This window comes from Chryseobacterium scophthalmum, assembly GCF_900143185.1.
In the GTDB taxonomy this organism is placed as follows: domain Bacteria; phylum Bacteroidota; class Bacteroidia; order Flavobacteriales; family Weeksellaceae; genus Chryseobacterium; species Chryseobacterium scophthalmum.
Genome location: NZ_FSRQ01000002.1, coordinates 1006939 through 1024120 on the forward strand (window position 1 = coordinate 1006939; position 17182 = coordinate 1024120).

Here is a 17182-nt window from a genome sequence, read left to right on the forward strand (position 1 = left end):
GTTTATTGTTTAAAGTTGTAATTATACTCTTTTAGCAAATTGCCCGAATAAGAGTTCTCGCGAACTTCTTTAAGTCTTCCTGCTGAATCATATTTATATATTTCACGAACACCTGATGGTGGAGTAATGCTCCTTACACCTATTAAAGGGTCATGACTGTATGTAGTAATCTGAAAGTCCGATAAGCTTACATCTTTTCTGAAAAGCTCCAAAGCTTGAAGGAAAGTTGTTTCATCATTCATTGGTGGAGCTTGCCCATCTGTGGCGGAGGCATTAATAAGCGTAGTAATTATGGAAGTAGGAATATCAGACAGCTTTGCTCCCGTAATTTTTGCAATAGGTAGTGTTTTGTTATATCCCCAAATAATTGTTGTAGAAATACCATCTTTTGTCGTATACTGCTGTAGATTGCCTGTATCATCATATAGATCATAAACAACTTCTTCTGTTGCGAAGTTCGTATCTGGTAAATCAATATAAGGGTGACTGGCAATAAGTTTATTCTCAGTATAGGATAATAGCTTTTTAGGTAATATACCTACATTACTGTCACTGTAATTATATAAAACCTGGCTGCGCCCTAAAAAAGTATTGTTCTTATAGGTTGTTGTTACCAAAGGAATGCTAAACATATTTTTGGCAAACATATTCATCATGAATGCATAAGGCGGTACAAATGAAGCCGCATGATTAGGAACACCATTCCAGATATCCATCAAGTATTGATAATTTGTTTTTATCTCTGTATTATCACTACTCTTAAATACTTCTCGAGACAAGCTCAGATTGGCTGGACTATCATAAAAATAGTCAGTTTCACTCTTAACCTCTGTTCCATTAAAATAATCTTTGATTATCTTCTTTTTTAAATGAGATGAGTTCATAAATTTTCTGTAACCTTGTACCCATTTACCTGTCATATGGTTAATACTGACATATTTATTATTATCATCTAAATTATTAGGATTGAAATCGATATTATCTGTGTAATCAAAATCTATGATTTTAATGGGATTTACTAAGTCTGATTCTGAGTAAGTTTTTTGACTAAGTAATTTGCCTCTTACTATACTTTTATCAATGCCATATAAATTATTGAAATTTTTATATAGATTAACTGGGGTAATATTGGCATAAGTATTAATATATTCTCTAATATTATTTGTATCAGGGATTAATTGGTCAGGATGAGTTTCATAATTTGAAAAATCAAATTCTGTATAGCCCTTACCAGGTTCTATTTCAAAAACTTTTTTATATCCTACATTATAACTATCTAAGCTGGATTGAATTATACTTGAACTTGTTCTAATGTATGTTTTGTGCCATTCAGGTCCGAAATCACCTTGTTGAGTAAATTCCCAATAGTAAATATACCTAGGCCAATGCATAAGAATTCCAGAACTTGATGTATTATTTAAAGAAGTTGTATATCTATATTGTTTTTGACTGACAAGTACTCCTTCAGAGTAATTTTTAATTTCCTTGATTCTAGCTCCTCCTGCAAAACCAACGTTATTTGTTAATGTAGGTGAAAAATTACTTGCAGAATTTCTTTCCACTCTTTTTCCATAGGATTGAATTTCGTATTCAAAAGTAGTGTATCCTTTAGTAGGATAGTTGACTTTGTTCAATAATCCTTGATTAAAATAGATTGCGCTTGGGTCTCGATATGTATTATTCAATGTATAATCTCCTGTAGTGTAATTATAATCTGTTAAAGGAGCAAGATGTGTATTCCCATCAAGCCCGTTCCAGTATCCCCAATGGTCAATTCCTTTGGTGTAATAAGGAGGCAGCGAATAAAGCGTATTATATGCAAAAGTATATTCTTGATTACTGAAGATATCTTTCACCGATTTAAGGAAAGGGCGTTTGAATTCACCCCCCAGATGATCGTAGGAAAACTGAGTTTTTTTAATTAATTTAGTATGGCTATAGGTTTCAACATTATCAATTACCCATTCATTTAGATATTTTGGGGCTGAATATCTATGCTTTATAGGATATCCTGTATTTAAATAATTGATTTTTATTTCATGATTACCATATTTTATTGAGGTTAATACCGATTTTTTTAAAACTGAAAAACTTTCTAGCGCTCCAGCAGTGCCCCCTTGGCTTCCAGAGCAGGACATGCCGGGACCTCCTGCTGCTAGACAAAACCACCAGTCATCACTTCTTGCTCCTTCCTGAAAGTAGGCTTCAATAGATAAGGCAGGATTAGTTGCTGTTCCTGATAAAATGTTTGGGTTATGGCAAAAATCATACTGTTGCTTTAAAGATCCTTCGAAATATTTGAATTCTACAGTTTTTCCACCATTATAAATAATCTTTGAAAGACTAAAAGCATTAATTGTTGGAAATCCTTTAAACCCTTCCTGAAATAAAACATTGTTATTATAATAGGAAAGTTCATACTTAGACAAATCGCCACCAAAAATATATTGATTTCCTTGCCCGTCAATAATTGTAATGATTGATACAATATCGTTTCCGCAAAAATTTGCGCCACCATATACAGCCATCTGTGATAAATCGACTGTGATATTTGGATCATCAGATTCTACTAATACCCTTCCATCATTTCCGACTACAAATTTTCCGGAAATTCCCATCATATTAAAATTAAAAATATCAGGAGTTCCTTCATATGCATTTGATGGATCTGATCCTGGTCCCATGGTCCAACCGATTGTATTGTTATTAGTGTCAATTTTTCCAGTTCCTCCATACAAATTATATGCATCTACATTTGTGGAAGAATGGGTTCTTACTCCTTTTAAAAAACCATGTACATCTCTTGGAGAACCAAAAATACCTGGAAAATTTGGATTCCCTACGTACTCATCAGGAGTACCGTTTAAAGTTCTAGTTATTCTTCCACCAGCAAGTAATGCCCAGTTCACTCCTGAAACTTCAGACTTCTTATGAGGAATAAATCCTGAAGAGTCGTATGTCAGGGTAATGGGCACACTAACACCATTCTCATCAATAGAAGTGATTGGTATTTTTAAATCGATTGCACCAGTGTAGAGATTAACAGGTACATTGCCATATTTCTCAAAAGAATAACTTTCTGGAGATTTTACCTCAGACTTTTGCATTAATTGCCTTTGTGCATTTATATTTGTAGAAATACAGAAAGTCGTTAATAATAATATTATTTTTGTCATTATGTTTTTATTTTTTAATCAATTTTGCATTAGCAGTTTTCTCAGTATCTGTTTTTATGACGATCAAATACGCTCCCTGAATCAGGTTTTGTGTATTAATCTTCGTTATTTTATTTTTGGTTTTCAAACTTTGCAATTGTCTTCCTCCCATGTCATACAACGTAATATCTGCTTCTTTGAAATCAAATCCTATTTCCACATAAGCATAATCTGAAACAGGATTCGGATAAATCTTAATATTCTGTTTTTCTATTAACTGGTCAATTTGCGAATCTGCAAGCTTTACAATCTTCCAGTTCTCTTTTCCGAGTTCTTCAGCACTTGTTCCAGCGAGCACAATAGAACCGTCTTTATTCATTTTTAGATCAGAAAGCCTTTCCTCTTTCTTTCTAGATTCTCCCTTTACATGTTTTCTCCACTGTTCGTTTCCGTCATTATCGATATACATCATCCAAAATGTTTCATCTTCCGCTTCAATCCTTCCTTCTGCCTGAGTGTAACCACCTAGTAAAACGCCTTTTGAATTTTTACCATCTCTTGTGCTAATCACATTCATCCCCATTAGGATATCACGGTTCTTAAAATTATAAGACTTTTGCCACTGTTCTTCTCCTTTTGTGTTTAAAGAAATCAGCCAGATATCTGTTCCTTCTTCAATTCCAACGGTTTTATTTCCTGATTTATCAGATCTCGATTCTCCACCAATAATATATCCCGAAGAAGTAAAAACCATTGTTCTCAAATGATCATCTCCTTTACCTCCGAAATTCTTTTCCCATTCTACTTTATTGTCTTTGCTGAGTTTGATTATCCAATAATCGCCTTCCCCAAAATTGGGACTGGATTTGGAGTGTCGTGATGCGGGATTCGAGATTTCGTTACCGGAACCCGAACCATACGACTCCGAACTCGAAACCCGAAACTCGGAACTCCTCGAATAAACACCCAACAACCCTCCTCCATCAGGCGTAGGAATCATCTTTTCTACTTCATCCAAACCTCTTCCGCCTAAAACTAATTCTGAAAGAACTTTTCCGTTTTTATCAAGTCTTGTAACCGTTACATCTTTTGAGCCGAATCCGTTGGTTGCGTTCTGAATATTTCCTGCGATCATAAAACCAAAATCAGCGGTCTGAATTACAGATCTTGCTTCTTCGTCCTGCGATGTTCCTAGAGTTTTTTGCCACAATTCATCTCCGAATTCGTTGATTCTGATCAACCAGATGTCCGATCCTCCTTTAGAAGAATCTTTTTTGTCTAAGCCTTTTCCTGAATGTGACGTTCCCGCTAAAAGAAAACCTCCTTCTTGGGTTGCAACGGTTGCCGATAAAAAGTCATGATTCTGTCCTGAGAAATACTTTTCCCACACTTCTTCTCCTTGTTGATTAAGCTTGACAAGATGAAAATCGTAGCCGTTGTTTTGTTTGTTTTCGGAAGTGATCTTTTTGGATTGAATCGAACTTCCTGTAATAAGATATTGTTGATCAACTGTTGTGGTGACTTGTGAAAGGAAATCCTGAGTAGAGGATTTAATATCTTTTTGCCATACCACATCCTGAGAATACAATACGGCGGTTGTGCATATTAAAAATACGCTTATGTAGAGTTTTTTCATGATTGAAGTTATTTTTAAAGATTTGCGAATTTAACTTTTTTTTAACGAGATAAATCACCTGTTTGATGAGAATTAATATGATAATGTTCATATTGGTTTCGCAAATATAATTACATATCACGACAAAAGGTGACGTTTAATAATCGATATATTACTCACTCAATTCATAATTGAATAATATCCATGATGTAAGTTAGATGATTGGGTTAAGTATTTAAAAATGTTTGATTGATTTTGGTCTTGAAAATACAAACAATGGTAACAGATAAAAATGGTATTTTAATCTATGGATTGAGTGGAAGAGTAGGAGACATATTAATATTCTTGTAGAATAAGGAACCGTATTTTTCAGGAACTCGATTTCAATCTAAAATTTTAAAAAGATTTATCATATGAAAGCAATGATCTGAAAACATTCAGTGTGAAATATTTACAAAAAAAACCTTCCATTTAGAGTGAAAGGTTTAATATTATTTGAAATCATTTTTTTAATTTAAAATCTCATTCATCTGTGTCAAAATAATAGGTTTTCCGTCGGTAATCAAAATGGTATGCTCATGCTGTGCCATATACCCACCTTTGTTTCCTACCATCGTCCAACCATCATTAAGCTCTACAGCAATTGTTGAATCGGTCGAAATAAATGTTTCAATCGCCACAACAGAATTTTTCTTAAATCTTCTGGAATCGTAACGGTTTTTGTAATTCATTAATTCATCTGGTTCTTCGTGGAGACTTCTTCCTACCCCGTGACCGCCAAGATTTCTAATGACTTTAAATCCTCTTTTTTTTGCCTCAGTTTCCATTAAAAAACCAATATCTGCGATTTTTACACCACCCTTTATATTATTAATTGTTTTTTCTAAGATTTCCTTGGATGCATCGACTAATTTCTGATGCTGATTGATATCTTTTCCAATCACAAAAGAACTTCCATTATCTGCCCAATATCCATTGAGCTCTGCAGAAACATCAATATTAATTAGATCTCCTTCTTTCAAAACTCTTTCAGAGCTAGGAATTCCATGACAAAACTCGTTGTCAACACTTATACACGTCCAACCCGGAAATCCATACGTAAGATAAGGAGCAGACTTCGCGCCAAAATCCGAAAGAATTTTAGCTCCATACTCATCAAGATCTTTTGTTGTCATTCCCACTTGTGCATAATTCATCATTTCTTTCAAAGTAAAAGCCACAGCTTCACTTACTTTCTGCATTCCGAGTAATTCCTGTTCGTTTGTTATAGACATAATTATGATTTTGAAACAATAAAGTTAGGGAATAAAAAATATTGATTAGAAATAAAAAAACACTTACTGTAATAGTAAGTGTTCTGTGGTCCCACCTGGGCTCGAACCAGGGACCACCTGATTATGAGTCAGGTGCTCTAACCAACTGAGCTATAGGACCTCAAAATTTGGTTAAATTTTGTGTTTGCAAAAATAGTAAAATTTCTTTCACTACAAAATTTTTTATGGCTTTTCTTGACAAAGTTCTACCAAGACACCATTCGTAGATTTCGGGTGTAAGAAGACAACTAATTTGTTATCAGCACCTTCTTTAGGTTCTTCAGAGATAAACTGAAATCCTTCTTTTTTTAATCTTTCTACTTCATTCAGGATATTTTCTACACCAAATGCCAAATGATGAATACCTTCTCCTTTCTTATCGATGAATTTTGAAATTGGACTTTCAGGATTACTGGCTTCCAAAAGCTCAATTTTGCTTTCTCCTGTTTCATAAAATGAAGTCACTACGCCTTCTCTTTCTACCGTTTCTTTTTTGTAGGATTCTTTTCCTAAAAGTTTTGTAAAAAGCTCATCAGAGACTCCTAAAGATTTTACCGCAATACCGATATGTTCTAATTTCATAAATCTAAAATATTTTTTTTTGAATGCTAATCAATTTTCAAATTAGCAATTCAAACAAAAGTACTAAATTTGCATAAATTATGGAAAGCAACAGACAAAGAAAAGTAGCACAGATTATACAGGAAGATTTCGCAGAACTTTTCCGCAAACAGGCATCAGAAAGTAAACAGAATTTTCTGGTTTCGGTTTCCGATGTTAAAGTAACTCCCGATTTGGGAATTGCAAAAATCTATTTAAGTATTTTCCCTCAGGAATTTCGTGCTTCAATTATGAAAGAAATTGAAGAAAACAAGGCGCAATACAGAAACTTCATCGGTCAGAAAATGGCAAAGCAAGTTCGTATTATTCCACAATTGAGCTTTTATCTAGATACTACGCTTGATGATGTAGAGAAAATCGAAAGAGAACTGAGAGGCGAAGGCGACAATCCTGTTTTATAGAAACATTGAAAAACATTGCATTTTACATTGCATCGCGCTACCTTTTATCTAAAAAAGGAAGCACTGCTGTAACATTTATTACCTGGCTTGCTGCCGTGGCGATGAGTGTTGCTGTGGCTGCAATGTTTGTCATTATTTCTGTTTTTTCCGGTCTTGAAGATTTCAACAAAGCTTTGATTTCTAATCTTCATGCTGATTTAACGATAAAAAGCACATCCGGAAAAACGCTGAAAAATTTTGAGAAAATAAATACTGTTTTAAAAAACAATAAAGAAATCTCAAACTTCTCAAGAATAATAGAAGAAAAAACCTACATTAATTACAACGGAAAAGGCGATGTTGCCTATCTTCGTGGGGTTGATTCAGCTTATATTAAAGTAAACCCGGTTGATAAAACCATATTTTTTGGTAGTTATCCTACATTCGAATACACCAATGAAGTGATTATGGAGCATTCGCTTCAGAACAGATTGGGAATTCCTGTAGATTCAAATACAGATTTTTCAACGCTTTTCATGCCTAAACCCGGAACAGGAATCATCAATAAGGAAGAAGATATTTACAATAAAAAAGAAATTATTGTTTGTGGTGTTTTTCCAGGGAATGAACAGCTCAACAATTACATTATTGCTCCGGTAGAATTGGCAGAAGAATTATTAAATCTTCCAAAAAATTCAGCTTATCAAATTGTTATTAAGCTTAAAAATCCAGAAAACATAGATTCTGTAAAACAAAATCTTCTTAAAACTCTAGGAAAAGACATCGAAATTAAAACAAAAGAGGAAGAAAATGCAGCGTTCTGGAAAATGATTAATACCGAAAAGCTTTTTATTTATTTAATTTTCGCTTTGGTTATTTTCATCACGACTTTTAATTTGGCGGGTGCTATCATTATTTTACAGCTCGACAAAAAACAACAGGCAAAATCTCTGATTTCTTTAGGTTTTCCTTTATCACATCTTAGAATGACCTATTTCTATACCGGAATTCTTATTGTTATCTTGGGAGTAATTTCAGGTCTTATTTTAGGAACAGCTTTATGCTATTTCCAAATTTATACTGAATTATTTAAGGCTGTTGAAGATTTACCTTTTCCTGTAAAAATTGTTGGTGAAAATTATTTAATCGTTGCAGCCATCGCTTCTGTCTTTGGTATTATAATTTCTTGGTTCTTTTCTAAAATCAGTAAAGACTATATTACTAAAAATTAATATTTTATAATTTTATTTATTTGTAAATTTGCCTCCCAATTTAGAAAAAATGAGACGAATTTTACATTCATTTTTGCTAACTCTGATCACTATCAGTGCTTTAGCTCAAGTTCCTGCGGGATATTACAACAATGCAACTGGTACAGGTGCAGCTTTAAAAACTCAGCTTAAAGCAATTATTACAAATGGACATCAAGATCACGGTTATGGTGGACTTTGGACTGGTTACCAGACAACAGATAGGGATTACTACTATGAAAATGACGGTACTATTTTAGATATTTATTCTGAAAGACCAACTGCTGCAGATCCTTATAATTTCACATACAGTACCAACCAATGTGGAAGTTACGGTAATGAGGGGGATTGTTACAATAGAGAGCACATTGTTCCTCAAAGTTTGTTTAATGAGGCCTCTCCAATGAAAAATGATATTCATTTTATTAGAGCAACTGATGGTAAAGTAAACGGAATGCGTTCAAATTATCCTTTTGGAAAAGTAGGAACAGCAAGCTTCACTTCATTGAATGGTTCAAAATTAGGAAATTCAGTTTCAGCAGGATATGGCGGAACGGTTTTCGAACCTATTGATGAGTTTAAAGGTGATGTTGCAAGAATGATTTTTTACTTTGTCACAAGATATGAAACTCAGCTTTCAGGATTTAGCTCAGGAGATATGTTGGGCGGAAGCGCATATCCAGGTTTACAAACTTGGGAACTTAACCAGCTTTTAGCTTGGCACAATTTAGATCCAGTTTCTCCAGCAGAAATCGGAAGAAACAATGCTTCATATACTTATCAGGGAAACAGAAACCCTTATATTGACAATCCTAATTATGTAAATTTAGTTTGGGGAACACCAACTACAGATACACAAGCTCCAACAGCTCCAACTAATTTAGTCGCAAATAACCCAACTGCAAGTACGGTTGCATTAAGCTGGACTGCATCTACAGACAATGTAGGAGTTACAGGATACGATGTTTATGCTAATAATGTTTTAAAAGCTACCGTTACAGGAACTTCAACAACTGTTCAGGCTTTAGCTTCTTCAACAACCTACAATTTCCATGTTATTGCTAAAGATGCAGCCGGAAATTCATCTCCTCAAAGCAATACTGCTACAGAAACTACGCTTGCAGGAACTGGTGGAGGAACTGGAACTTGCGGAACCGAAGATTTTACAAACATTCCTGCATCTTCTTCGAGCTATTCTACAAGAAGTTGGACAAACAATAGTATTACATGGACTGCAACTGATGCAAGAACCGATCAAACCATTGTTACTGGTAACAAAGCAATTACTATTCAAAATGGTGATTTAACAAGCAGTACAGTTTCTGGTGGTATTCAAAACTTAACAGTAACAACTCAGCGTAAATTCAACGGTGGTTCATCTAATTTAAATTTACAGATTAATGGTGTAACAGTAGGAACAATTCCTTACGGTGATGCAGTTACTACAACTACAATCAGCAATATCAATGTTTCAGGAGATATAGTTATTAAATTAGTTAATCCTGTTTCTTCAAACCGAGTAGCAATTGATGATCTTTCTTGGACTTGTGCAGCTTCTTTATCAACTGTTGAAAATTCAAAAGAAAAAGCATTCAGTATTTATCCAAACCCGGTTAAAAATCACGAATTATTCGTAAAAGGTGAAAACCTGAACAAAGTTTTGAAAGCTGAAATCTATGATCTTTCAGGAAAACTGATTAAGAATATTGCAAATCCTTTCAAAAACTCAAACAAAATTAATCTTCACGGATTAGCAAAAGGAGTGTACATCCTGAAAACAGACAACAACACTACAAAATTCATTGTAGACTAAGACAACAAATATTTTCAATACGAAAGACCGGTTTTTATCGGTCTTTTTTTTATTTTTGATGTATGGATTCCAGCAACAAATTAGGACTGATCGGAAAAAACATCTCCTACTCTTTTTCAAAACAATATTTTGAAGATAAATTTAAAAAGAAAAAACTCAGCGATTTTTCATACGAAATTTTCGATTTACAGGAAATCAACGAAGTTGAAGAACTGCTTTTGAAACCCAATCTTTTAGGATTTAATGTAACGATTCCCTACAAAGAGAAAGTTATAGATTATCTGGATGAATTGAGTGATGAAGCCAAAAAAATAGGCGCTGTAAACTGTGTTTTAATTGAAAACGGAAAGAAAACCGGCTACAATACAGACGCTTTTGGTTTTGAAAAAACATTGGTTGCCCACAAAAAAACACATCACGAATCGGCTTTGGTTTTAGGAAATGGTGGTGCTGCAAAAGCAGTGCAATACATTTTAGACAAACATCAGATTCCGTATCAGACAATTTCCAGAAAATCAGAAATTAATTTTGAAAATTTAGACTCAGAGACAGTTTCAGAAAACAAGCTCATTATTCAGTGTACTCCGGTCGGAACCTTTCCGAATATCGAAGATTGTCTGAATTTCCCTTTTGAAGCTCTTACAAATCAACATTTGGTGATTGATCTGATTTACAATCCGGAATACAGCAAATTTATTATAAACTCATCTCAAAACGGAGCAAAAACCGTCAACGGATATTATATGCTGGAACAACAGGCAGAAAAAGCTTGGGAAATTTGGTCGTTTAAAAAAAAATAACATAAATTAGTAACTTAATTGGCTTATATTAGCTCGCTTTAAGAAATTAATGCCATTATTCATAAAAGATTTGCTATGACAACAGAAAATAATCTTTCTGAAAACGAAGAACACAAAACGTCTACAGAACATCAGGAAACAGTCGAAAACATTCAGAATACTGAAGAAAATCATCACGAAGAAGATCATGATGGTTCTCAGCACGATTCTATTGCCGATCTGTCTCTTGCTGATGCACTGAAAGAAATGGAAAAAATTATTAATTCTAATAATGCAGGTGAACGATACAGAGAGTTTAATGCATTAAAGGAAAAAGCAAATCATACGATTCACGACGAAATCGAAGATAAAAAGCATGAATATACCGATGCAGGAAATGCAATCGAAAATTTCAGCTACGAGCATCCTTCTCAATCTAAACTTTCAGGTCTGATTCATATTTTCAGAGAAAAGCATGATAATTTCCAGAAAAATCAGGAAGAAGAGCAGAAAAAAAACTTAGACCAACGTCAAAGCATTATTGAAAGGCTTAAAAATCTTTACACTAATTCTGAACCTGGAGTCAATCTTTTCAAATCAATCAGAGAGATTAAAGAGGAATGGTCAAACGCTGGTCAGGTTGCAAAATCTGAATTTAAAATTTTAAATAATAATTATTTCCATCATTTGAATCAGTTTTATCAGATGTTGGATTTAAATAAAGAGTTCCTTGAGCAGGAATACAGCCACAACTTAGAAAAAAGACAGCACATTATTGCAAGAGCAAAAGAGCTGGAAAACGAACCGGTTGTACAAAAAGCTTTAAACGAACTTCAATATCTTCACAAGCTTTGGAAAGAAGAAGCAGAACCTGTTTCTGAAGAATTCCGTGAAAAAACCTGGGAAGAGTTCAAAGAAATTTCAAATAAAATTCACGAGAGAAAAACTGAGCTTTCTGCAGCTATTGAAACAGAGCAGAACGCAAATCTTGAGAAGAAAAACGAAATCATCGCTGAAATCAAGAAACTTTCTGAGCCAAAAGACAATCCTAATCATACGTATTGGCAAAACTCAATCAAGCGAGTTGAAGAACTGCGTTCTGAATTTTTGAAAACAGGAAGTGTTCCTAGAAAATTGTCTAACAATAACTGGAATGATTTCAAAGCTACTTTAAGAGGTTTCAACACGACAAAAAACAATTACTATAAATCTCTGAAAGGTTCTCAACAACAGAATCTTGATGAAAAGCTGAAGCTGATTCAGACTGCAAAAGACAATATGCTTTCTGAAGATTGGGATCTTGCAGTGGCTTTATTCAAAAAGCTTCAGGAAGACTGGAAGAAAATAGGGCACGTTCCGAAAAGTATGACCAATAAAATCTGGGATGAATTCCGTGATGCATGTAATACGTTCTTTAATAATTACAGAGAAAAAAGCAGCGCTTCTACTGATAACTGGAAAGAAAACTACAAGCTTAAAAAAGATATTCTTGAAGAGTTGAAAACCATTTCAAACGACGAAGGAAGCATCGAAAAAATAGAAGCGATTAAAACATCTTGGAATAATATAGGAAAAGTTCCGAGAGATAAGATGGCAATTAACTCTGAGTTTAATAAAACTCTTAGAGAAAAGTTGACGCTGAATAAGATTAATGAGCTTGAACTTAAAGAAGAAGGTTTATCTGAAAACCAATTAACTGATAAAGCAAGAAAAATTAAGAGTCAAATCTCAGATCTTGAAGCTGAAATCGTTAAACTGGAAAATAACCTTTCATTCTTCAAAAATCCATCAAGAGAAAACCCTCTTTTACGAGATACTTACAATACGATTGATGACAAAAAAGCTCACCTTGAGACTTTAAAGCAGAATCTTCACAGTATTATCGCTGGAGAATAAATTAAAATTAAAGTAAAATCTATAGAGCGAAACAAAGAAATTTGTATTCGCTTTTTTTATCTTATGCAAGACGAATTTTACATCAGAAGATGCATTGAGCTCGCTCAGAAGGCCATCGGAAACACTTATCCAAATCCATTGGTAGGAAGTGTGATTGTTCACAACGGTAAAATAATTGGTGAAGGGTATCATCATAAAGCGGGTGAAAATCATGCGGAAATTAACGCTATTAATTCCATTGAAGATAAAAGCCTGATTCCTGAATCTACGATTTATGTTTCTTTGGAACCTTGTGCACATTTTGGAAAAACTCCGCCTTGTGCTCTGAAAATTGTTGAAATTGGCTTTAAAAAAGTTGTTATCGGAGCAATGGATTCTCACGATAAAGTTAACGGAAAAGGCAAGAAAATTATTCAGGATGCAGGAATTGAAGTTGTTTCCGGAGTTTTGGAAAAAGAATGCATTGAGATAAATAAAAGATTTTTTACCTATCACGAAAAAAGAAGACCTTTTATCATCTTAAAATGGGCAGAATCTGGCGACCGTTTTATGGATAAAGATTTTAAGCCTACTCAAATCAGCAACTCACTGACCAAACAATTTGTACATCAGCTAAGAAACAACGAGCATTCTATTCTGATTGGCACAATGACGGCTTTGAGAGACAATCCAAGTCTTACTACAAGAGAAATTGTAGGCAGAAACCCAATCAGGATTTTGATTGATATTGATCTGAAAGTTCCAACCGATTTTAATATTTACAGCAATGAAGCAGAAACTTTGGTTTTCAATTCTGTAAAAGAAGGTGAAGAAGGAAATATAAAATTCATTAAAACTTCAAGAGAAAATTTCATTGAAAATATGTTGAAAAAATTAGACGACCTTCAGATACAATCCATTATTGTGGAAGGCGGAAGTTTGGTTCTTCAGCAGTTTATTGATGCAGGTTTATGGGACGAGATGATTATTATTAAAAATAAAAATTTAGTATTAGAAAACGGAACGAAAGCTCCAAGATTTAGCGAAACTCCGATCGATACTCAGGATTTCCGAGACAATATTATTGAATTTTATAAAAATTCTCACTAAGAAGCCGACCAATGCTGCACGAATACAAAACCATAGAAAAACCTGTAGAAAACACTTTACTTAAAGAAAAAGGAAGCAAGTTCATCGGTTTTGCTTTTCCGGTTAATAATGAAACTGAGCTTAAAAATGCTTTAGAGAAAATAAGAACCGAGCATCCGAAAGCTACGCATCATTGCTATGCTTTCAGAATGGGTTTAAATGGAGAAAATTATCGCGCAAATGACGATGGAGAACCTTCTGGAAGCGCAGGCTTACCAATTTACAATCAACTTCTAGCTAATGAAATAACCAATGTTTTAGTGATAAGCGTTCGTTATTATGGCGGAACAAAATTGGGTGTTTCAGGTTTGGTAAAAGCTTATAAAGAGTCTGCAAAAATTACTTTAGAAGAAGCCCAAATCATTACAAAAGAATTGGAAACTGAGATAGAAATTCAGTTTCAGTTTAATCAGCAAAATCTTATTTTCACTTTGCTCTCAAAATTTGATGCTAAAGTCTTGAATTTTGATGCTAATGAAAACTGTGTTTTGACAGCTTCATTAAAAACAGCGCAAAAAGAAAACATCTCAGAAAAATTATCTGAGATGCAACATATTTCTTTTGAATTTAAAGATTAAATTAATCTCTTCGACCTCCCATTAACAGGGAAGCAAAGTATATCAACTGCGCTAAAGATCCGAGTGCCGCCACCAAATAAGTTCGGGCTGCCCAAGTAAGACTGTCTTTAACACCAACAAATTCTTCTGCAGTCACCGTTCCTGTATCTTTCAGCCACTTCATCGCTCGATTACTCGCATCATATTCTACAGGAAGTGTAATAAAAGCAAAAAGTGTAGTTAATGCAAACATAATTACTCCAATCAATAGAATCAATTTATTGCCACTCATTGCCATAACAACGATCCCTCCCATCAATACAAATTGCATTAAATTTGAACTTATGTTCACAACAGGAACCAATTTTGATCTTAATTGTAACATTGAATATCCTATAGCATGTTGTACAGCATGACCACATTCATGAGCCGCAACAGCCGCTGCAGCTGCGTTTCTTTGCATATAAACTCCTTCTGAAAGATTCACCGTTTTATCCGCCGGATTATAATGATCCGTCAATTGCCCAGGAACTGAAATTACCTGAACATCATGAATATTGTTATCTCTCAACATTTTTTCGGCAACTTCCTTACCCGACATTCCGTTTCTGAGATGTACATTTGAATAATATTCGAATTTAGATTTTAATCTTGAGGAAACAAACCAGCTAATCAGCATCGCAAGTCCTATGATAAGATAATAACCTGTCATTTTATTTAAATTTAGTATATAATAATTCTTATAATTGATGTAAAAATTGTGCCAAAGTTTTAGGTTTTATTAATTATATTTGTGGTTCTATTTACCCGAAAACTATGTCAAAAGTTTCCATTCTTGAAGTAAAAACTCCTGAAGATTTAAAGCAATTTGTAAAATTCCCAATGAATTTATACAAAAACAATCCCTATTATGTTCCTTCATTTATAAAAGACGAAATTAATGTATGGAATCCTCAGGAAAACCCTGCCTTGCAATATTCTGAAGCAAAGCAGTTTTTAGCATGGAAAGACAGTAGAGTAGTAGGACGAATTGCTGTAATTATCAATCATAAAGAAGAAAAAGAACTGGGTATAAAAAAAGTTCGTTTCGGATGGATTGATTTTATTGATGATGCAGAAGTTTCTAAAGCGCTAATCGACACTGCCGTAAATTACGCTAAAGAACATCAAATCGACAACATTGAAGGACCAATGGGTTTTACCAATCTAGACAAAGCAGGAATGCTGACTTTCGGATTTGAGAAAATAGCTACGATGATTGGAATTTACAACCATGAATATTACCCGAAACATATTGAAAATCTCGGTCTTGTAAAAGAAAAAGAATGGGTGGAATTTGAAATGAATTTCCCAAAAGTACTTCCTCCAAAAGTAGAAAAATTCAGTTCACTGATTGCGGAAAAATACAACTTAAGAGTTTTAGACTTCAAAAGCAAAGAAGAGATTTTACCTTACGTAAAACCAATGTTTAAGCTACTTGACGAAACGTACAAGCATCTTTCGACCTATACTCCTATTTCTGAAGAGCAAATTAAAACATACAAAGAGAAATTCTTCCCGATGATTGCCAAAAACTACGTCATCTGCGTAGTTGATGAGCATGATGAGTTGGTTTCTTTTGCCGTTACGATGCCTTCTTATTCTAAAGCTTTACAAAAATCTAAAGGAAAACTTTTTCCTTTCGGTTGGTGGCATTTTTTACAGGCTCAAAAGAAAAACGACCGCGCTAATTTTTACTTAATCGGAATTCATCCAGAATACCAAAGACGTGGTGTAACTGCTATTATTTTCAAAGAAATTTTCGTAAGATTCAACAATATGGGAATCGATTTTGCGGAAACCAACCCTGAATTGGAAGAAAACAAAAGTGTGCAGGTTCTTTGGCAGGATTACAATCCCGTAAATCATAAAAGAAGAAGAACATATTCTTTAAAATTCTAATATGAAGCCACATCTTTTTATTTTCGGTTTTTTGATTGCAGGTTTCGCTGCTTACAATTTGTTTTTTGCATTACCTGATGACAGAATGAATACGCTTGTAAATATCGTTTATGCAAGTGTACTTTTTGGTTATATTTCATTTATGGCATTTACTGTGCTAAGAAAACTGAAGAAATAGCACTATTTTTATTGATTCTAAATTATCGGTTTTCTCTATTTTCATCAGACTTTTAAGTTGATTAATTTCATGCTTTATTGTTTATTGCCTAAATTTGCAACTTGAGATAATAATGTAAAAATGAATTTACCTGAAAGTTATATTCCGATCCTTATACAAGCCGGTGTTGCCATAGGTTTTGTAGCCGTTTCTTTGCTTGGAGCTCATTTTCTGGGTCCAAAGCAGAAAAAAGGAAATTCTGTAAAAAACCAAAGCTGGGAATGTGGTGTACCTGTTGAAGGAAACGCAAGAACTCCATTCTCAATTAAGTATTTCTTAACTGCGGTATTGTTTGTATTATTCGATATCGAAATCGTATTTTTTTATCCGTACGCTGTAAACTTCAGAGAATTTGGTCTTGAAGGATTCTTTGCAGTTCTTACATTCGTTGCTATTTTCTTCCTTGCATTTTTTTATGTCTGGAAACGTGGCGCATTAGACTGGGATAAATAACGATAATTATAAATTTTAAATTACAAATTTTAGATATGGGATTTTTAATTAAAGTTAACATTAA

Annotated in this window: 15 protein-coding genes and 1 tRNA gene; 10 read left to right on the forward strand and 6 right to left on the reverse strand. The window is 33.9% G+C overall.

Annotation, left to right across the window (positions count from 1 at the left end):
* Positions 1-2: 2 nt before the first annotated feature.
* The 5 genes from BUR17_RS14905 to mce form a co-directional block, all read right to left on the reverse strand.
* The gene (locus BUR17_RS14905; RefSeq protein WP_143747595.1) at positions 3-3176 is read right to left on the reverse strand and encodes a hypothetical protein; all 3174 of its coding nucleotides are present in this window, start codon (positions 3174-3176) and stop codon (positions 3-5) included.
* A 7-nt stretch (positions 3177-3183) separates the two neighbouring features.
* Positions 3184-4791: a T9SS type A sorting domain-containing protein gene (locus BUR17_RS14910; RefSeq protein ID WP_074231118.1), complete on the reverse strand. Its 1608-nt coding sequence runs from the start codon at positions 4789-4791 to the stop codon at positions 3184-3186.
* Between the two features lie 488 nt (positions 4792-5279).
* Positions 5280-6044, reverse strand: a complete 765-nt coding sequence (gene map, locus BUR17_RS14915) for a type I methionyl aminopeptidase (RefSeq protein WP_074231119.1) — start codon at positions 6042-6044, stop codon at positions 5280-5282.
* Between the two features lie 86 nt (positions 6045-6130).
* Positions 6131-6204 (reverse strand) — tRNA-Ile (locus tag BUR17_RS14920).
* Between the two features lie 62 nt (positions 6205-6266).
* On the reverse strand, positions 6267-6665 hold the full coding sequence (gene mce, locus BUR17_RS14925; RefSeq protein ID WP_074231120.1) for a methylmalonyl-CoA epimerase: 399 nt from the start codon (positions 6663-6665) through the stop codon (positions 6267-6269).
* 80 nt (positions 6666-6745) lie between these two features.
* On the opposite strand from mce, the gene rbfA reads away from it, so the two are divergent.
* The 7 genes from rbfA (at position 6746) to BUR17_RS14960 (ending at position 14528) form a co-directional block, all read left to right on the forward strand.
* Positions 6746-7105 carry a 30S ribosome-binding factor RbfA gene (gene rbfA / locus BUR17_RS14930; protein WP_074231121.1) on the forward strand — a complete coding sequence of 120 codons (360 nt, stop codon included), beginning with the start codon at positions 6746-6748 and terminating at the stop codon, positions 7103-7105.
* Between the two features lie 5 nt (positions 7106-7110).
* On the forward strand, positions 7111-8316 hold the full coding sequence (locus tag BUR17_RS14935) for an ABC transporter permease (RefSeq protein WP_074231122.1): 1206 nt from the start codon (positions 7111-7113) through the stop codon (positions 8314-8316).
* 49 nt (positions 8317-8365) lie between these two features.
* Positions 8366-10147 (forward strand): endonuclease, encoded by a 1782-nt coding sequence (locus tag BUR17_RS14940; RefSeq protein ID WP_074231123.1) that lies wholly within the window; start codon positions 8366-8368, stop codon positions 10145-10147.
* A 62-nt stretch (positions 10148-10209) separates the two neighbouring features.
* A complete protein-coding gene (locus BUR17_RS14945; protein ID WP_074231124.1) occupies positions 10210-10947 on the forward strand; it encodes a shikimate dehydrogenase family protein in 738 nt (245 codons plus the stop codon).
* A gap of 75 nt (positions 10948-11022) precedes the next feature.
* A complete protein-coding gene (locus BUR17_RS14950) occupies positions 11023-12822 on the forward strand; it encodes a DUF349 domain-containing protein (RefSeq protein WP_074231125.1) in 1800 nt (599 codons plus the stop codon).
* Positions 12823-12885: 63 nt separating this feature from the next.
* A complete protein-coding gene (ribD, locus tag BUR17_RS14955; protein ID WP_074231126.1) occupies positions 12886-13911 on the forward strand; it encodes a bifunctional diaminohydroxyphosphoribosylaminopyrimidine deaminase/5-amino-6-(5-phosphoribosylamino)uracil reductase RibD in 1026 nt (341 codons plus the stop codon).
* A gap of 11 nt (positions 13912-13922) precedes the next feature.
* Entirely contained in the window at positions 13923-14528 is a 606-nt protein-coding gene (locus BUR17_RS14960) for a YigZ family protein (protein WP_074231127.1), read from the forward strand.
* A gap of 1 nt (position 14529) precedes the next feature.
* Here the strand turns inward: BUR17_RS14960 and BUR17_RS14965 are convergent, their stop codons facing one another.
* A complete protein-coding gene (locus tag BUR17_RS14965) occupies positions 14530-15219 on the reverse strand; it encodes a zinc metallopeptidase (protein ID WP_074231128.1) in 690 nt (229 codons plus the stop codon).
* A gap of 104 nt (positions 15220-15323) precedes the next feature.
* Here BUR17_RS14965 and BUR17_RS14970 point away from each other — a divergent pair, with 104 nt between their 5' ends.
* From BUR17_RS14970 to BUR17_RS14975, 3 genes are all read left to right on the forward strand, one after another.
* Positions 15324-16448 carry a GTP cyclohydrolase gene (locus BUR17_RS14970; RefSeq protein ID WP_074231129.1) on the forward strand — a complete coding sequence of 375 codons (1125 nt, stop codon included), beginning with the start codon at positions 15324-15326 and terminating at the stop codon, positions 16446-16448.
* A gap of 1 nt (position 16449) precedes the next feature.
* Positions 16450-16626: a hypothetical protein gene (locus tag BUR17_RS20875; protein ID WP_167594304.1), complete on the forward strand. Its 177-nt coding sequence runs from the start codon at positions 16450-16452 to the stop codon at positions 16624-16626.
* A 120-nt stretch (positions 16627-16746) separates the two neighbouring features.
* Complete coding sequence (locus BUR17_RS14975) at positions 16747-17118, forward strand: NADH-quinone oxidoreductase subunit A (protein ID WP_074231130.1); 372 nt, start codon at positions 16747-16749, stop codon at positions 17116-17118.
* Positions 17119-17182: the final 64 nt, after the last annotated feature.

Coding starts and splice junctions, on each gene's coding strand:
- BUR17_RS14905 (WP_143747595.1), bottom strand. CDS start 3,176: ATGACAAAAATAATATTATTATTAACGACTTTCTGTATTTCTACAAAT.
- BUR17_RS14910 (WP_074231118.1), bottom strand. CDS start 4,791: ATGAAAAAACTCTACATAAGCGTATTTTTAATATGCACAACCGCCGTA.
- map (WP_074231119.1), bottom strand. CDS start 6,044: ATGTCTATAACAAACGAACAGGAATTACTCGGAATGCAGAAAGTAAGT.
- mce (WP_074231120.1), bottom strand. CDS start 6,665: ATGAAATTAGAACATATCGGTATTGCGGTAAAATCTTTAGGAGTCTCT.
- rbfA (WP_074231121.1), top strand. CDS start 6,746: ATGGAAAGCAACAGACAAAGAAAAGTAGCACAGATTATACAGGAAGAT.
- BUR17_RS14940 (WP_074231123.1), top strand. CDS start 8,366: ATGAGACGAATTTTACATTCATTTTTGCTAACTCTGATCACTATCAGT.
- BUR17_RS14945 (WP_074231124.1), top strand. CDS start 10,210: ATGGATTCCAGCAACAAATTAGGACTGATCGGAAAAAACATCTCCTAC.
- BUR17_RS14950 (WP_074231125.1), top strand. CDS start 11,023: ATGACAACAGAAAATAATCTTTCTGAAAACGAAGAACACAAAACGTCT.
- ribD (WP_074231126.1), top strand. CDS start 12,886: ATGCAAGACGAATTTTACATCAGAAGATGCATTGAGCTCGCTCAGAAG.
- BUR17_RS14960 (WP_074231127.1), top strand. CDS start 13,923: ATGCTGCACGAATACAAAACCATAGAAAAACCTGTAGAAAACACTTTA.
- BUR17_RS14965 (WP_074231128.1), bottom strand. CDS start 15,219: ATGACAGGTTATTATCTTATCATAGGACTTGCGATGCTGATTAGCTGG.
- BUR17_RS14970 (WP_074231129.1), top strand. CDS start 15,324: ATGTCAAAAGTTTCCATTCTTGAAGTAAAAACTCCTGAAGATTTAAAG.
- BUR17_RS20875 (WP_167594304.1), top strand. CDS start 16,450: ATGAAGCCACATCTTTTTATTTTCGGTTTTTTGATTGCAGGTTTCGCT.
- BUR17_RS14975 (WP_074231130.1), top strand. CDS start 16,747: ATGAATTTACCTGAAAGTTATATTCCGATCCTTATACAAGCCGGTGTT.